The following is a 15,645-nucleotide window of genomic DNA, read 5'->3' on the forward strand; positions in this document are numbered from 1 at the left end:
TGTCATGGCAGGAGCTTTTTTACGTTACAGCACTTCAAGTGTAACGTCGATATTGCCGCGGGTCGCTTTAGAGTACGGACAGAAATCATGTGCTTTATGGACGAGGTCTTCCAGCTGATCCTTTTCAATATCTGTACCTTTCACCTGCAATTTGACCGCCAGCTTGAAGCCCTGGTCTGATTCATCCTTCATCAGGCTGACATTTGCGGTCACTTCCGAGGTGAACTTTACGTGTTCCTTCTGTGCCATCCGCTGCAAGGCACCGTCAAAGCATGACGCATAGCCGGCTGCAAACAGCTGCTCGGGGTTCGTCGAATTCGAAAGTTCCTTGGCGCGTGGGGTGCCGGGCATGGCCATGTCGAAATCGACAACTCCGTCGGATGACTGCACATGCCCTTCGCGTCCTCCCTTGGCGGTTGCGCTGGATGTGAATAATGCTTCGGACATACATCTACCACTCCTATCTGTGAATTTGCATCACAAGTACAGTACCCGTAAAGCAGGTAGGATATGTGTAGTAAGAGGAAATGTCCGCTATGAGAAAGGCCTTCCTTAACGGAAAGCTGGCGTCTTTGACGTTACCGCTTGATCACAACATTGCCGTTCTCATCGAGAAGCGGAGTTAAGCCGCCCGCGTACCCTTCTTGAGTGAATAGATAATGAACGCCGGTCTCCTGATCCACCAATATTTTCACAAAGCTCAGCGCCCCTTGCATATATACGGTTTCAAAGCGTTTCTTTTCATCCTTAGCCATTTGAATCCCTCCATCGTATACTTTTCTTTTTTATACGTGCGAAAGGAGATTAAGTTTCGGATGATTGAAAAAGGGATGATTCTTAGGGAGAAGGCAGCACTTCATAGTCATGTAAAACTAGCGGAGCGACCATCATGCCTGATTCCGCTTCTTTGGCGTTCTTCGGATTTCAGCGGATCAGCTGGTAAAACAGGCCGTCCTTCGTGTCCAGCCATAGCAGGCGCACATGCTTCTTCTTAGGGATCCTCGCGGATACAGCCCATTCGGGATACTGTTTAATCCACTGAATCTGATCACCGGCTACGACAGCGATGAAAGAGATATGATGTTCCTTTGTCATCGGATGGCTGCTGGTGATATGCCACTCCCCGTCGGCTTCCGTGATGGTTACGTTATGGACGTCATCCGCTTTTTTGGCTTCCAGTGCATCAAGTTTCCTGCCGCAGCATGTAATATCCGATGCCGCTGTTGCCAGAAGAAGATTCTGGCAAGACGGGCATGCATAGAACTTTGTATTCTTCATATTTCCACCTACTGATTCATTGATTTGGAGGTCACCATGTAAAAGCTGAGCCATATCGACATGCAGCAGGGCAGCAATCTCCGGAAGCAGCGAAATATCGGGCAATCCTGCATTCCGTTCCCATTTTGAAATAGTACGATCCGAAACATTCAGCATGCCGGCCATCTCTTTTTGCGTCCAGCCATTCTCTTTACGCAGAGAGGCAAGCAAATGTCCAATTGAATTTGTCTTCATTATTCGGTTTCCCTCCTCCCATTAGTGTAGTGGCCAACGCAGGGTTTGCCAACAAACGATAAGTAGAGTGAGGGCAAAACGGCAGAAAAAGTCCTAAACTTTCTGCATCTATTCGCTCATTAGCAGCATTTAATCCTCAGCTTGAACAGACGGATCGTTCCGCGGCCCATCACATGAAACGATATCCCCGCGGTGGGCGTCTTATGAATATAAAGTGAAAAGGAAGAGTGAAGATGGAAGCGACTATACAGAAAGTGACCAAAACGAATTATGAAGAGATCTTAAAGCTGGAAGTAGCGGGCTCGCAGAAAGGATTTATCGAATCCCCACTGGAGTGCCTGGAGGACGCGGTCAAGTGGAAAGAATATCAACCGGTCGGACTTTATATCGATGAAACGCCTGTAGGATTTGCGATGTATGGTTTCTTTGAAGGGGAGGGGCGCCAGGGACGGTTGTGGATCGACCGGCTGTTGATTGATGAAAAATACCAAGGGAAGGGATATGGCACGTTGTTCATGGAGGCGCTTATGGAGAGGGCAATCGAAGAGTATGGCGAGCAGCCTTTGTATCTTAGCGTATATCGCGAAAATGAAGGAGCGGTCCATCTCTACGAGAAGCTCGGATTTCATTTCATCGATGAACGGGATATCAATGGGGAGCTCATCATGTGCAGACCTTGAAAAGGGCAGGTGCCATCATGTCGGCACTGCCCTGTCTTTTTTTACGTATTCATAATTTGCTGCGGCTCAATCGGAGCGGGCTTTCCGAACAGATAGCCTTGGAACAGTTTGAAGCCAGCATCACGCAGCCAGAGAAACTCAGCTTCCTCCTCGATGCCTTCTGCAAGCGGCGTGCCGCCGACGGCAAGCGTGGAAGCGAGCACTTTCTTCGCGACTTCCTGTTTCTCTTCATCCAAGTGGATGTCCTGGATAAAGTGCCTGTCCAATTTCGTGTAGTATGGCTGCAGGTCTTTGATCATATCAACAGTGTTAAAGCCGGCGCCTACATCATCCAGCGCGTATTCGAATCCTTGCTTGCGGTAATAGTCCAGGATCCTCTTCAGGTGCGCCATGTCCTTCACTTGCTCGGTCTCCACCACTTCGAATACAAAGCGGGAAGGGTCGATGCCAAGATCATGGGCCAGCTGGACGGTGGTCCGCAGGCAATGTTCCGGTGAGTAAATGGACGTCGGGATGAAGTTGATAAAAACTTTCGAATCGAGCAGGGGCGCCTGTTTGACCGCATTGATCCGGCAGACGCGGTCAAGGGCATACATGCGGTTGCGCACTTTTGCCGTCTCGAAGACATTGAACGGTGATAACAGCGATCCGTCGCCTGCAGGAAAACGCGCCAGCATTTCATAGGCATAGACGTTCCTGTCGCGGTCGACAATCGGCTGTGCGTGGAATTGGACGCTGCCTTCGTCGATGATCTGATCAATCCACTGCGCTTCCAATAAATCTGCCGCAACATTGATGGGTCTCCATTCCTTAGTGTCCGTGCGGAAATGAAGATAGTCAGGATCCATATGTTGATTGATGTAGTCCAGAAGGCCTTTCATCGCTTCTTCCTTGACGAGTATCTGGTCTGCTTCCGAATCGATCAGCATATGGATTTCGTCCAAGTATCTGCAAATGGAAGACAGATGCTTCAAGTTTTCTTCGCTATCAAAACGAATTTGAAATTCTAGGGGCTTGGGCATACAAACATCACAAAACATATGAAACCTCCCTACTTTTCTACTAGTCTACATGACATACGTCCTCTTGTAAATGATTTCAATTCGGGTGCCGAAAGAAAAGGCAGACAGATCTGCCGCCTCTGCCTGCCTGTTCCTGTTTATACTGCATTCGATTCTCGCTGACGTTCTTCGAAAAATGTCAAACGGTTGGAAAATGGGTCATGCACCATCATTTCATCCGTTCCCCATGGAGCCCTTTCGATGCCGGGCCGGCAGTAGGCATATTGTTTATCTGCCAATTTTTCCTGATAGGAATGGAGATTCGAAAGAGGGATGCGGACGGCACTTCCCGGCGCTGCATCTCCGTAATGTTCGGACAGATGGATCACGGTATCCTGCATGGAAAGCTGCATATAAAGCGGCAGCCCCTCTTCGAAACGATGTTGCCAATCGACACGGAAACCGAGGAAGTCCACATAAAACTCCAATGCTTTGCTGACATCAAAAATCCTGAAAATCGGTATGGTCATCGGTAGTTCATTCCTTTCCGTGATGGTGGATTGATCCTAGTCGACTTTCAGCACTAGCTTGCCGCGCGCATGGCGCGTCTGCGTTTTCGCAAGGGCATCCAGTCCTTTTGCAAAAGGGTAGACCTGTTCGATCACAAGTTTGATGCGCCCAGCCGCAATATCTTCCATCAATTGTTCCAGTTCACGGCGGACATCCGCGTCGTGGGGGACGAAGCCAGCCTGAATGCCGCGGACGGGCTGAAAGCGGTCGCCCGATATCGTGATGACGGTGCCTCCGTTTCGCACGACGGACATGCTCGGTTCACTCGTTGCCGGCTGGATGGCGATGGCTGCATCCACTCCTCCGGGCATCCAGTCAAGGACATGCTGGGGCCAAGCTGGATCCCGGTAGTCGACAGCCACATCAGCGCCGAGCGATTTCAGGTAATCATGGTTTTTAAGGGAAGCGGACCCGGCGACATGCCAGCCGCGCTGCTTCGCAAGCTGGATGGCAAAGGTGCCGATTGCACCGGATGCGCCGGCGATGAATACAGAACTTCCAGGCGCCAGGTGCAGTGCCGTAAATGCGCGGAGGACTGTATTGCCGGCAACGGGAATGGCCGCGGCTTCCACGAAATCCATACCGCCCGGCACCCGGACGATCAAGGAGCCATAGGAAACAGCAGCATACTCTGCCCATGTGCCGCCCTTCTCCTGTATCATGCTGATCAATGCGACCCTGTCTCCAGGGGAATAATCCGTCACAAGTCGGCCCGTCTCTTCTACGATGCCTGCCGCTTCAATGCCGATCGGAAAGGGGAAATTCATCCGCTGTGGCAGGAAGTAGGAATCATGGATGCCGACGCCGATCGCTTTCACGCGGACGAGCAGTTCGTCTTCCCCGATACGTGGTATGGCCACGTCCTCAAAGGCCAGGTCTGCAGGATCTCCGCTTCTTTTTACAATCGCTTTCACAGGTGATGCCTCCTTCATGTCTGTCTTGTAGCCAGTATAGCATGGCAAGTGGGAGAGAATGACAAAAAGTAGACCGGCTTCCTGTATGCTAGGAAGCCGGTCTATCCTGTTCATTTCGATTGCTGTTGCAGCCAGCTCATCGCCACATTGGCGTGCAGTGCCGCGCCATACTTAAAGATGTCCTCATTCTGGTGCATGTTGGGATTATGGACAGGCGCTTCACCTTCTTTACCCGTGCCCAGTATGACGAAAGCGGAGGGGACTTCTTGGGAGATATAGGAGAAGTCCTCAGAACCGCTCAGGACGCCGAGATCCACCATGTTCTCCTGGCCCATTACCTTCTCTAGGGAAGGGAAGATGGAGTCGATGAACGCGGGATCGTTATACGTCGTCGGTGTATGGAATTCGGTTGTCTTATACTCGCCCCGCCATGCTTTTACAACATGGTCGATCATTTCAGGGATCCGTTCGCACAAGTGGTCGCGTGTCTTCTGGTCGTAACTTCGCATATTGCCGCTCAGCACCGATTTGTCCGGAATGACATTCGTCACAGTCCCCCCGCTCATGGATCCGACAGAGAACGTGACACTCTGGCTTGGATCGGCTTCCCGGGTCATGAGAAAGTTCAGGCTGGTGTACAGCTGGTTCATGATCATGTTCGCATCAATCGTCTTATGCGGCTGGGAGCTGTGCCCGCCGTACCCCTTGATATCGACGATATACGTATCCATCGCCTGCGAAAGGGTGCCTTTCGTAACGGACAAAGTACCGGCCTCCTGATCGGGCATGATATGGATCCCGAATGCCGCGTCGACTTTCGGATTTTGCAGGGCACCGTCGTCGATCATCAGCTTGGATCCATATCCCCATTCTTCACCCGGCTGGAAGAACAGCTTGACCGTCCCTTTCAGGTCGGCTTCGTGATTTTTCAGAAGCTGCGCTGCGCCAAGCAGCATGGCGACATGTGAATCATGGCCGCACGCATGCATCAAGCCTTCATTCTGTGATTTGAACTCGGACTGTACTTCCTCCTGGATTGGGAGAGCGTCCATATCAGCACGCAGCAGGATGCAGGGGGCTCCTTGTCCGATGGTAGCGAGTAGGCCTGTACAGCGGGTCTGCGCCGCAAAGCCGGCCCGTGCATACTTTTCACTCACCTCAGGAGGAACCGATCCGCATGGCTTGCTTTCAATGCCCATCTCCTGAAGGCGCTGCTGGATGTATTCCTGGGTATTCGGCAAATCAAAACCGATTTCCGGATGTTGATGAAGATAACGGCGATCCTTGATGATCTGCTCCTCATACGACTTCGCTTCCTCAAAAAAGTTAACCATTCCGACATCTCCTTTTCTAATTGTAGACCTTCTCCTCAAGGGATTACGCAGGACCCAGACCCATATAATTCGCAATGACGATCAGGATGAATGCAGCAAAGTGAAGCAGCAAGAACAGTTTCAGTGAGAATTTCACCCAGTCCGCATAGTTCACATTCGACATGCCGAGCGCAGCCATCAGACCGCCTGATGTCGGCCACAGGTAGTTCGTGAAACCGTCGCCGAACTGATACACGACGACCATCACTTGCTGGTTGATGCCGAGGATTTTCCCGAGCGGCCCCATGATCGGCATGAGGATCATCGCCTTTCCGCTTCCCGAAACGACGAAGAAATTGAAGAAGATGACAACCAGGAACAGGATCAGAAGCGTCACGATCGAACCCGTATGACTCAGCATGCCCGACAAGGAATGGACGGCCGTATCGATGATTTTTGCCTGGTCCATCAAAATCATGACAGAGCGTGCAAATCCGATCGCAAGACCTGTTGGCAATAGTCTTGCTGCCCCGGCCCCGAAGGTCTCTGCTGCTTCACTCGGCTTAAGGCGCAGGATGATGACGAGAAATATAGCATAAATCGCATAGACCGCCGACAGTTCGGGCATGCCCCATCCGAGTTTGATGGCGCCGTATGCACTGCCGACAAGCACACCGACAAGTCCAAGAAGGGCAATCTTTCTTGATAAGGTGAAGTCCTCTTCTTCGTAATCGGCTGTCTTTGAGTTTTCTAGCTGCACGCGGTATTCCTCGAACACAATGCTCTTCGCTGGATCCGCTTTGGTTTTATTGGCGTAGCGCAAAATATACACCATGGAAATGAGGATGAAAATGACTAACGAAATAATCCGAAAACCGAGTCCGGAGTAAATTGGCAAACCGACGATCGATTGGCTGACGCCTGTTGTATAAAAGTTGACAGCGCCTGCCGTAAAGCCGATGGCAAGGCCGACTGTCGACGTAGCGAATGCGGTGATGCGGTCATAGCCAAGCCCCATGACCACTGCCATTGCTAGCGGGATGAACGGAATGCCGCCTTCGCCGAAACCGATAGTTCCCATGATCGCAAACAGAGTGAGCAATGAAGCGATGATCAGTTTCTCTTTTCCGGCAGCGACGCGCAGCAGCTTATGGATCCCCGCCGCAATCGCGCCCGACTTTTCAAGTATGAACAGTGCACCGCTTGCGAACAGCAGCATGACAATGATGTCACCAGACTGGACGACCCCTTTGTGCAGTGCCGTAAAGAAGTCCATGAAACCGATTGGATCTTTGGCATCGATATACTCAAACACATCTGTATTCACATTCGTGATGCCTGTTTCTGGGTCGACCGTGCGCTCATATTGTCCGCTTGGCACAACCCAAGAGAGCACGACGACGAGCAGCATGACAAGCAGGAACATGATATATACATGGGGAAAGTTGAACCCCTTCCGTTTCTCTTTCTTCGACATGTAATTTCCTCCCATTCCCATTATCTCTATTGTAGGAGCAGCCCTTTGAAGAGCGTCACACCGGTTTTGATCAATTCATCACGGAAATCATACTCACTCGTGTGGACATTCGGATAATCCTCCCCGTTCCCGATGAAGCAATAGGCGCCTTTTGTCCGCTTTGTAAAGTGGCCGAAGTCTTCGGATCCGCGGAACGCTTCTTCCAGTTCCATGAGTTTGAGACCGCCCTCTTCCGCACTTCTGCGCACCTTGTCTGCGCATTCATTTGAATTGGCGGTTTCGGGAAATTCGTCATTGTATTCAAAGCGGACGGACAGGCCGTAATGCTCCGCTTGCTGCTTTGAGAGATTTTCCAGATTGGTCTGCAGGCGATCCAGCTCCTCCTCATGCAGGGCACGGATCGTCATGCGGAGGAGGCCTTTGGACGCGGCCAGGCCGAACGCCTTCTCGCCTGCATCGATCTGTACGATGGTGCAGAGGACGAGTCCCTCATTCTCCTCGGGTGATACGAACCTCGGTATCTCCTGGATGATCGAGGCGATGGCGAAAGACGGATTGATCCCGTGTTCAGGCTGGCTCGCGTGAGCGGGAAGTCCCTCCAGATAAATGGACATGCCTTTGGATGCACAGAGGCTGACGCCGTCTTTGATGGCGACCGTCTGATAGGGGATGCCGCTCATGTTGTGGTAGGCGTAAATCTCATCAATCTTCTCATCATCGATAAGATCGACGCACTGGATGGCTCCGTCGCCGGTCTCTTCCGCTGGCTGGAACAGGAAGAACACATTGTGCTCCGCGCCGTCCTGATCGATTTCAAGAGCGAACCCTGCGAGCGTCGAGGAATGGCCGTCATGTCCGCATTTGTGAGCACGGCCTGGGAATTCGGATGCCCATGGTACATCGATCACCTCGTCCATCGGCAGCGCATCGAAATCTGCCCGGAATGCGATATTCCGTTTTCCTTCACCAGCGCGGTAGGCGGCATAGAACCAGTTCCCCCTGTCGACGATGTCAAGATTCGTTGTATGCGTTTTCAAAAATTCCATAAGACGCTTCTTTGTCCATGTTTCTTCGTTCGAAAGCTCAGGATGGCGATGCAGTTCATGGCGCAACGCAGTAACCAGTTCATAATTCTGCTCTTTCATCAATAAGCATCTCCTTGTATATGTAACTAGACAGTATTTATTGACTATCAGTAAATTGTATAATGTATATTGTACATTATATTTTTAGACGACTGCAATAAAAAAATTCTGTTCAGGAAGAACAGAATTTTTGCAGTCTTTATAAAGGAATGATCGATGCCTTTTCGGGATTCCAGTGGACGTCCCGTAAGTAGCGCTCCAGTTCAGCAGTATCAAGGCTCCGGAACAAGTCCATCATTTTTCTATGTTCATGATTCGTCTCGGTTAGCCGTTGTTTTGTATACTCCAAATCCCCTAACCCATCCATATTCTTCAAAAATTTTCGTTCCAGCTGGAGCAGCAATGTCACGAGACTATGATTCGGACAAAGAGAAAGATAGACCTGGTGAAACGCCTCCTGCATCTTGTGGTACATGGCGAAATTACCTGTGTTGATGGCGAGATCGATGCTTTGAATATAAAAATCCATCTCTTGCAGATGCTTTTCAGTCAAAAGAGGAGCAGCTAAAACGGCCGCTTGCCCGTCCAGCAGCCCGATGATCTGGAACGTCTCGACGGCCTCCTCCTTCGTCAATTTTTTGATGACAAACCCTTTGCGCGGCACATTCTCCAGCAGGCCGTCAGAAGCTAGCTGGATCAGCGCCTCCCGCACTGGCGTCCGGCTCACCTTCAGACTCTCTGAAATCGCATTTTCATTCACCTTGCTGCCAGCAATTAATGTTCCGTTATTGATCTGTTCCACAATAAAGTTGTATACATGATCTTTCAACAGTAAGTAAGTTCCCATTGACAGCCTCCTATGAATCTAGTCATTCACTTTATATATAATATATAATGTATAATCAGCGGCTTACTATTCAATAACTGTACTATACTTGTATGGAAATTAAAATACAAAGGAGCCAAGTCCATGAAACAAGCCATTCCATTTCTCATGTTCCAAGAGGGGAACGCTGAAGAAGCGATGACATTTTACACAAGCCTGATCGAGGATTCGGGGATCGAGCGCATCAGCCGGTATAGCGCAGAGGGACCGGGCGACGACGGGACTGTCATGCAAGCCGTGTTCTCCCTGAAAGGCCAAGAATTCATGTGCATCGACAGCCATGTGAAGCACGCCTTCGATTTTACGCCGTCCTTCTCGATCTATCTGATCTGTGAGACGGAAGAGGAGCTGGACCGGATATACAGCGCCCTGCTGGAAGGCGGACAGGCGCTCATGCCGGTCGGCGACTATGGCTTCAGCCGGCGTTTCGGCTGGATCAACGACCGCTACGGCATCTCCTGGCAGCTCGACCTGCCATTTGAATAAGAGGGAGCAGCGGTTGGACCGATCCGTTTAGCAGAGGGAGCGCCCGATTAGCTGGCGGAACGACCCATTTAGGAGAGGGAGAGACCTGTTTAGCCGGCGGACCGATTCATTTAGCGGATGGAGTGACCCGTTTAGCTGGTGGAACGATCCATTTAGCGGAGGGAGTGACCCGATTAGCAGAGGGAGCGCTCGATTAGCCGGCGTAGTGATCCATTTAGCAGAGGGAGCGCTCGATTAGCTGGCGGAGTGATCCGTTTAGCAGAGGGAGTGACCCGATTAGCCGGCGTAGTGATCCATTTAGCAAAGGGAGTGACCCGATTAGCCGGCGTAGTGATCCATTTAGCAAAGGGAGTGACCCGATTAGCTGGCGGAGTGATCCATTTAGCGGATGGAGTGACCCGTTTAGCCGGCGGACCGATCCGTTTAGCAGAGGGAGTGACCCGTTTAGCCGGCGGACCGATCCATTTAGCTCAGATACCGATCCAAACCAAAAAAGCTGCCATCACCTGGATGGCAGCTCTTTCATTTTTTCAACAATAAATACAAGAAATACGGCGCGCCGATCAAGGAAACCATAATGCCGGCGGGCAGGCCGCTAGGTTCCAGGATATTGTGGCCGATGGTGTCGGCGAACAAGAGGAGCCAGCCGCCAGTCAGGATGGCGATCGGAAGGAATAGCTGGTTGCGCGGGCCGATCATCGCTTTGGCGATATGAGGCGCCATCAGGCCGACAAAGCTGATCCCTCCCGTGACAGCGACGGCGGATGCTGCAAGTGCGACGGCGGTCGCAAGCAGGATGATCCGTTCTTTACTGATGGAAACACCGATGCCGATTGCAACGGGTTCGCTGAGCGCCAGCAGGTTCAGCCGATTCGCTTTATAGAGCGTGAAGGGGATCAGGACGATAAGCCAAGGAAGCAGCGCCCAGATGAACGGCCAGTCGGTGCCCCAGATGTTCCCGGCAATCCATTTAACGATAAAGTCAACTTTTGTCCGTTCAGCAGATGAAATAAGGACAATCATAAGACCGGACAGGGCGAGTGAAAAACCGACCCCGGTCAGGACGAGCTGCACCGGCTGCACGCCTGTATTCCGTTTATAGGAAAACAAATAAATCAGGAGCGCGGTCAGTCCCGCCCCAATAAAGGCGACGACCGGGATCATGTAAACGAATGTGCCCGCGTCAATCGGGAAGAACAGGAAAAACACCGCAATGGCGACGCCTGCTCCCGAGTTGATGCCGATGATCCCGGGATCTGCCAGGTCGTTGCGAGTGATCCCCTGCAGGATGGCACCGGATAGGGCAAGAGCCATGCCGGCCATCAAGGTGATCAGCACGCGCGGCATCCGGATGGAGAAAAGCACGAAGTTCTCTTTGAAGGTGCCTTGTCCAAGCAAGATCGGCAGCAGCCGGTCAAACGATACCGACGAGCGGCCGAGCCCAAGCCCGATTAGGATGGTCAGCAAAATCAGCGCTGTCAGGGCTGCTAGGATCAGCCGCTGTTTTTTCCGCAATGAAGGATGGATCATGAGAACGCTTTGCCCCCTTTCCGGACAATGGCAAGAAAGAACGGCAAGCCGGCGACAGCGACAATCGCGACGACCGGTGTCTCATAGGGTGCATTGATCGTCCGTCCGATCGTATCCGCAGCAAGCATGAACGTAGCACCGACAATCGCGGACATCGGCAGGATGAACCGATAATCCGTCCCGACAAAGACGCGGACGATATGCGGAATCATCAGCCCGATGAAAGCCATATTGCCGACGAGCGAGACGGCAGCACCTGCAAGAATAATGATCACGCCGAATAGGATCGCTTTTGTCCGTCCGGTCTTCTGGCCGAGCCCGACAGCCACTTCCTCGCTCAAGCTTAATACGGTCAATTGCCGGGAGAGAAAAAAGGCGATGATCATACCAACGATGATGAAGGGCACAATGATGCGGAGCTGGCCCCAAGTCGTGCCAATCGTCCCGCCCGCTGTCCACATGGAAACGTCTTTCGAAATCTTGAAATAGATGCCTATGCCTTCAGCAATCGCATAGAGGAAGGCAGAGATCGCTGCTCCTGCAAGGACAATGCGAATCGGGGAGAAGCCCCCTCGTTTCATAGCGCCAATGCCAAACACCAAAATGGCCCCTGCCGCAGCACCGATAAAGCAGGCGATCATGGTTGTGAAGTAATTGGCGGCCGGGATGAAAGCGATCGTAATGGCAAGAGCTGCATTCGCCCCTGCCGTCAGCCCGAGCAGGCCGGGATCGGCAAGCGGGTTACGGGTCATGCCCTGCATGATGGCGCCTGACACGGCGAGCGCCGCTCCGACAAAGAGTGCGGCGACTTCTCGGGGAAGGCGGATCTCACGGATGATGGAAATCTGGTCGTTTGAAGAGGATGAAGTAAGAGCCATCCAGACATCACGGATCGAGACATCCGCCGCTCCGAACGCCAGGGACACACAGAACATGGCGAAGAAGACGACGAGGCCGGCGAGTATTTTAATTGAAAACGGAATCGGTCTCCGTGTATGTTTATCCATCGTGCCTCATCTTTTCTAAGTGGAATTTTATGTATAAATTAAACAGCAAGGGCCCGTGGAAACCGACCAGAGCCCTTGCTGCCATTCGTTTATTTCCCGAGGAATGAATCCTTGAAGAATTGAAGCTGTTTTTCCAGTGTAACTGGATCGGAGAAGGAAGCGCCTTCGCCCTTCATCTCAAACACATGTCCATTTTTTACAGCTGGAATGTTTTTATAGGCCTCTGTTTCCTGGAAGGAGACGTCGGCATCCGAGTATTTGCTCAAGATGATATAATCGCCGGCATATTCAGGGATGACTTCGGAAGATAGCGCGAAGTAGCCTGATTCAAGCGCCATTTCCTTTACCTTTTCAGGCATTTTAAGATTCATGCCCTGATAGAGGATTTCCGTGCCTCGTGCCCAGTTATCACCGAATACGTAAACTTCTTTGCCGTACGTTTCTAAAACCGACACGGTTGCATCCTCGCCAATTTTCGCGCGGATTTCGTCGCCAGCTTCTTCAACCCGTTTCGTGAAGTCATCCACCCAAGCTTGTGCTTCTTCTTCTTTGTTTAAAAGCTTGCCGATTTCAACATGCTGTGCGAGATAATCCAGTTTGCCCCATGTATACGTGACAGTCGGAGCGATTTCCTGTAGTTTATCAAGATTCTTGATGTTGGACAAGCCGATGATCAAATCCGGATCCAGTTCAATGATCTTTTCTAGATCCTCGTCGGATACTTCCTCTACGCCTTGCATCTCTTTTTCAAATGTCGGATTCGTCACAGACCATACATCCGCGCCTACAACCGGGACGCCAAGCTGAAGGACGTTGCCAGTGAAGCCGGAAAGCATGACAACACGTTTCGGATGTGATGGCACTTCAATTGGGCCAGTTTCGGATTCGTATGTGAATGTAGCAGCTTCCGATTCTTCCGGAGCGGCTGTATCTTCGTTTGTCGTTGTTTTATCGTCCTTGCCGCAAGCGCTGATGACCAACACGAGCAGCAGGATAAACGGAATGAGCAGTTTTTTCATAAGTTCTTTTCTCCTTTGAGTAGGTTATAGGTGATGCACATCGGCTTATCCGTCCTTGGATCACGGCCGATGACCGCGTCGATCTGGAAGACTTGCCGCAAAACATCCTTTGTGATGACGTCCTCGCAAGGTCCTGCTTTGACGATTTCTCCATTTTTAAGCGCGATAATATTGTCTGCGAAACGGGCGGCCTGGTTCAAATCATGGAGGACCATGACAATCGTCCGCTCCTGTTCCCGGTTCAACTTCTGCAGCAGTTCCAGCACTTCCAGCTGATGCGCCATATCGAGATACGTAGTCGGTTCATCGAGGAAAATGATTTCCGTCTCTTGCGCAAGCGCCATCGCAATCCAGACGCGCTGCCGCTGACCGCCCGACAATGAGTCGACGTGACGGAACTTATATTCGCCCGTACCGGTCACTTCAAGCGCCCAGTCAATGACTTCGTAATCCCGCTTTGTCAGACGGCCGAAGCTGTTCTGGTAAGGGAAGCGACCATAGGAGACAAGTTCGCCCACCGTAAGGCCGCTTGCGCTTTCCGGTGTCTGCGGAAGAATGGCCATCTTTTTAGCCAGTGTCTTCGTGTTCTCCTTGGAAATGTCCTTTCCGTCCAGCATGACCGATCCAGCTTGGTGTGAAATGATCCGCGTAATCGCCTTTAATAAGGTGGATTTCCCGCAACCATTCGAACCGATAATGGTGGTAATCTGCTTATCTGGTATCGTGACACTGAGATTTTTAACGATCGGTTCTTCGCCATAGCCAATGCTGACGTCCTCTGTGACGAGCCGTACCATGGATTCCCACCTCCAAATGATTGTGAATAAATGGAACTGATAATCATTCTCAATATTTTTCCCATAACAAACTATAAAACGGCCAGGGTCTCATGTCAATCAAAAAATTGCGGTTAAACGCGATGTAACAAGTGGTCACATGCATTTTTCACAGAAGTGTCGCTTTGCAAAGTGAATGAAAATCAGTTATGCTGTTGATAATGAGAATCGGTATCAATGGGAGGCAACCTATAAATGATGGAACTATTCGATGTCACCGTAATTGGAGGAGGGCCGGCCGGTCTTTATTCCACGTTTTACAGCGGACTGCGTGAGATGAAAACAAAGCTGATTGAATTCCAGCCGAAACTTGGCGGGAAGATTCAAGTGTATCCCGAAAAAATGATCTGGGATGTGGGCGGACAAACACCAATCCCCGGCGAACAACTTATGCAGCAGCTGATCAAACAGGCGATGACGTTTACCCCTGAACTGGTCTTGAATGAGAAGATCGTATCCATCTCAAAAAATGAAGATGGCCATTTTGAGCTTACTGCAGCTTCAGGCCGGAAGCACCTTTCTAGGACAGTGATTGTAGCGGTCGGCGGCGGAATCTTAAAGCCGAAGAAGCTTCAGATTGACGGTGCAGAACGGTTTGAAGTTTCAAATATCCATTATACCGTCCAGTCCTTGAAACGGTTCAAAGACAAGACAGTCATCATATCGGGCGGCGGCAATACGGCAATCGACTGGGCGAACGAACTAGTGCCGATTGCGAAGAAGGTCTATCTGACGTACCGGAAAGATGCCATGAGCGGCCATGAAGCGCAAGTGACACAGCTGATGAACAGCCATGCCGTTTGCCTCCCGCAAACGAGCATCACCAAACTCACGGCGTGCGAGAACCACGAATTCATCCGGCAAGTGGAACTTACCCATCAGGAAACCGGTGATATTTATAGCATGGACGTAGACGAGGTAATTATCAGCCATGGATATGACCGGGATTCCGAGCTTCTGCAAAACAGCGACCTCAACATCAAAATGATTGATGATTTCTACGTGGCGGGCGACGCGATGAGCAGATCGACAGTGCCCGGCCTATTCGCGGCAGGCGATATCCTGAACCATGAAGGGAAGCTATGGCTGATCGCCGGCGCCTTCCAAGATGCGGCGAACGCCGTCAACAGCGCCAAGCTGTACATTGAACCGCAAGCTAACAAAATGGCGATGGTATCATCCCATAATGAAGTATTTGCGGAGCGCAACCGGGAATTGAAGAAGAAGATTTTGAACACCCCGTCATGCGACGATTGCGTGGAAGCGATCCGCGCCTAACTGGTATACTGGAGGAGTGCCGAACAGAGGCACTCCTTTTTTCATGGGATT

The 15,645-nt window shown here is 51.2% G+C and carries 18 protein-coding genes; 4 read left to right on the forward strand and 14 right to left on the reverse strand.

Annotation, left to right across the window (positions count from 1 at the left end):
* Nucleotides 1-24: 24 nt before the first annotated feature.
* From ACZ5FK_RS10010 to ACZ5FK_RS10020, 3 genes are all read right to left on the reverse strand, one after another.
* Nucleotides 25-447, reverse strand: coding sequence for an organic hydroperoxide resistance protein (locus tag ACZ5FK_RS10010; RefSeq protein ID WP_464804762.1), 423 nt, complete (start codon nucleotides 445-447; stop codon nucleotides 25-27).
* Nucleotides 448-578: 131 nt separating this feature from the next.
* Nucleotides 579-755 carry a DUF6440 family protein gene (locus ACZ5FK_RS10015; RefSeq protein WP_464804763.1) on the reverse strand — a complete coding sequence of 59 codons (177 nt, stop codon included), beginning with the start codon at nucleotides 753-755 and terminating at the stop codon, nucleotides 579-581.
* A 169-nt stretch (nucleotides 756-924) separates the two neighbouring features.
* Nucleotides 925-1,512 carry a helix-turn-helix domain-containing protein gene (locus ACZ5FK_RS10020; RefSeq protein ID WP_464804764.1) on the reverse strand — a complete coding sequence of 196 codons (588 nt, stop codon included), beginning with the start codon at nucleotides 1,510-1,512 and terminating at the stop codon, nucleotides 925-927.
* A gap of 233 nt (nucleotides 1,513-1,745) precedes the next feature.
* On the opposite strand from ACZ5FK_RS10020, the gene ACZ5FK_RS10025 reads away from it, so the two are divergent.
* Complete coding sequence (locus ACZ5FK_RS10025) at nucleotides 1,746-2,192, forward strand: GNAT family N-acetyltransferase (RefSeq protein ID WP_464804765.1); 447 nt, start codon at nucleotides 1,746-1,748, stop codon at nucleotides 2,190-2,192.
* A 41-nt stretch (nucleotides 2,193-2,233) separates the two neighbouring features.
* Here ACZ5FK_RS10025 and ACZ5FK_RS10030 read toward each other — a convergent pair whose 3' ends face one another.
* The 7 genes from ACZ5FK_RS10030 to ACZ5FK_RS10060 all read right to left on the reverse strand — a co-directional run bounded on the left by ACZ5FK_RS10030 (nucleotide 2,234) and on the right by ACZ5FK_RS10060 (nucleotide 9,399).
* On the reverse strand, nucleotides 2,234-3,121 hold the full coding sequence (locus ACZ5FK_RS10030; RefSeq protein WP_464804766.1) for an EAL domain-containing protein: 888 nt from the start codon (nucleotides 3,119-3,121) through the stop codon (nucleotides 2,234-2,236).
* Between the two features lie 230 nt (nucleotides 3,122-3,351).
* Nucleotides 3,352-3,723: a glyoxalase superfamily protein gene (locus ACZ5FK_RS10035; protein ID WP_464804767.1), complete on the reverse strand. Its 372-nt coding sequence runs from the start codon at nucleotides 3,721-3,723 to the stop codon at nucleotides 3,352-3,354.
* A 36-nt stretch (nucleotides 3,724-3,759) separates the two neighbouring features.
* Entirely contained in the window at nucleotides 3,760-4,677 is a 918-nt protein-coding gene (locus ACZ5FK_RS10040; protein ID WP_464804768.1) for an NADP-dependent oxidoreductase, read from the reverse strand.
* A 110-nt stretch (nucleotides 4,678-4,787) separates the two neighbouring features.
* A complete protein-coding gene (locus tag ACZ5FK_RS10045; protein ID WP_464804769.1) occupies nucleotides 4,788-6,011 on the reverse strand; it encodes a M20 metallopeptidase family protein in 1,224 nt (407 codons plus the stop codon).
* 43 nt (nucleotides 6,012-6,054) lie between these two features.
* Nucleotides 6,055-7,467 carry a YfcC family protein gene (locus ACZ5FK_RS10050; protein WP_464804770.1) on the reverse strand — a complete coding sequence of 471 codons (1,413 nt, stop codon included), beginning with the start codon at nucleotides 7,465-7,467 and terminating at the stop codon, nucleotides 6,055-6,057.
* A gap of 26 nt (nucleotides 7,468-7,493) precedes the next feature.
* Entirely contained in the window at nucleotides 7,494-8,612 is a 1,119-nt protein-coding gene (locus ACZ5FK_RS10055) for a M20 metallopeptidase family protein (protein ID WP_464804771.1), read from the reverse strand.
* A 139-nt stretch (nucleotides 8,613-8,751) separates the two neighbouring features.
* Nucleotides 8,752-9,399: a GntR family transcriptional regulator gene (locus tag ACZ5FK_RS10060; protein ID WP_464804772.1), complete on the reverse strand. Its 648-nt coding sequence runs from the start codon at nucleotides 9,397-9,399 to the stop codon at nucleotides 8,752-8,754.
* 123 nt (nucleotides 9,400-9,522) lie between these two features.
* Between ACZ5FK_RS10060 and ACZ5FK_RS10065 the strand changes: the two genes are divergently transcribed.
* Both ACZ5FK_RS10065 and ACZ5FK_RS10070 read left to right on the forward strand, forming a co-directional pair.
* Nucleotides 9,523-9,924 carry a VOC family protein gene (locus ACZ5FK_RS10065; RefSeq protein WP_464804773.1) on the forward strand — a complete coding sequence of 134 codons (402 nt, stop codon included), beginning with the start codon at nucleotides 9,523-9,525 and terminating at the stop codon, nucleotides 9,922-9,924.
* A 122-nt stretch (nucleotides 9,925-10,046) separates the two neighbouring features.
* Nucleotides 10,047-10,121, forward strand: a complete 75-nt coding sequence (locus ACZ5FK_RS10070; protein WP_464807414.1) for a hypothetical protein — start codon at nucleotides 10,047-10,049, stop codon at nucleotides 10,119-10,121.
* A 325-nt stretch (nucleotides 10,122-10,446) separates the two neighbouring features.
* Here the strand turns inward: ACZ5FK_RS10070 and ACZ5FK_RS10075 are convergent, their stop codons facing one another.
* The 4 genes from ACZ5FK_RS10075 to ACZ5FK_RS10090 all read right to left on the reverse strand — a co-directional run bounded on the left by ACZ5FK_RS10075 (nucleotide 10,447) and on the right by ACZ5FK_RS10090 (nucleotide 14,277).
* Nucleotides 10,447-11,454, reverse strand: a complete 1,008-nt coding sequence (locus tag ACZ5FK_RS10075) for a FecCD family ABC transporter permease (protein ID WP_464804774.1) — start codon at nucleotides 11,452-11,454, stop codon at nucleotides 10,447-10,449.
* Complete coding sequence (locus ACZ5FK_RS10080) at nucleotides 11,451-12,461, reverse strand: FecCD family ABC transporter permease (RefSeq protein ID WP_464804775.1); 1,011 nt, start codon at nucleotides 12,459-12,461, stop codon at nucleotides 11,451-11,453. Before ACZ5FK_RS10080 ends, ACZ5FK_RS10075 begins: the two co-directional genes overlap by 4 nt.
* 89 nt (nucleotides 12,462-12,550) lie before the next feature.
* The gene (locus ACZ5FK_RS10085; RefSeq protein WP_464804776.1) at nucleotides 12,551-13,480 is read right to left on the reverse strand and encodes an iron-hydroxamate ABC transporter substrate-binding protein; all 930 of its coding nucleotides are present in this window, start codon (nucleotides 13,478-13,480) and stop codon (nucleotides 12,551-12,553) included.
* Nucleotides 13,477-14,277, reverse strand: a complete 801-nt coding sequence (locus ACZ5FK_RS10090; RefSeq protein WP_464804777.1) for an ABC transporter ATP-binding protein — start codon at nucleotides 14,275-14,277, stop codon at nucleotides 13,477-13,479. The genes ACZ5FK_RS10085 and ACZ5FK_RS10090 overlap by 4 nt, the downstream gene beginning before the upstream one ends.
* 234 nt (nucleotides 14,278-14,511) lie before the next feature.
* Between ACZ5FK_RS10090 and ACZ5FK_RS10095 the strand changes: the two genes are divergently transcribed.
* Entirely contained in the window at nucleotides 14,512-15,594 is a 1,083-nt protein-coding gene (locus ACZ5FK_RS10095; RefSeq protein WP_464804778.1) for an NAD(P)/FAD-dependent oxidoreductase, read from the forward strand.
* The last annotated feature ends 51 nt before the right edge of the window (nucleotides 15,595-15,645 follow it).

The sequence above is a fragment of the Sporosarcina sp. GTC18466 genome (genome assembly GCF_055389225.1).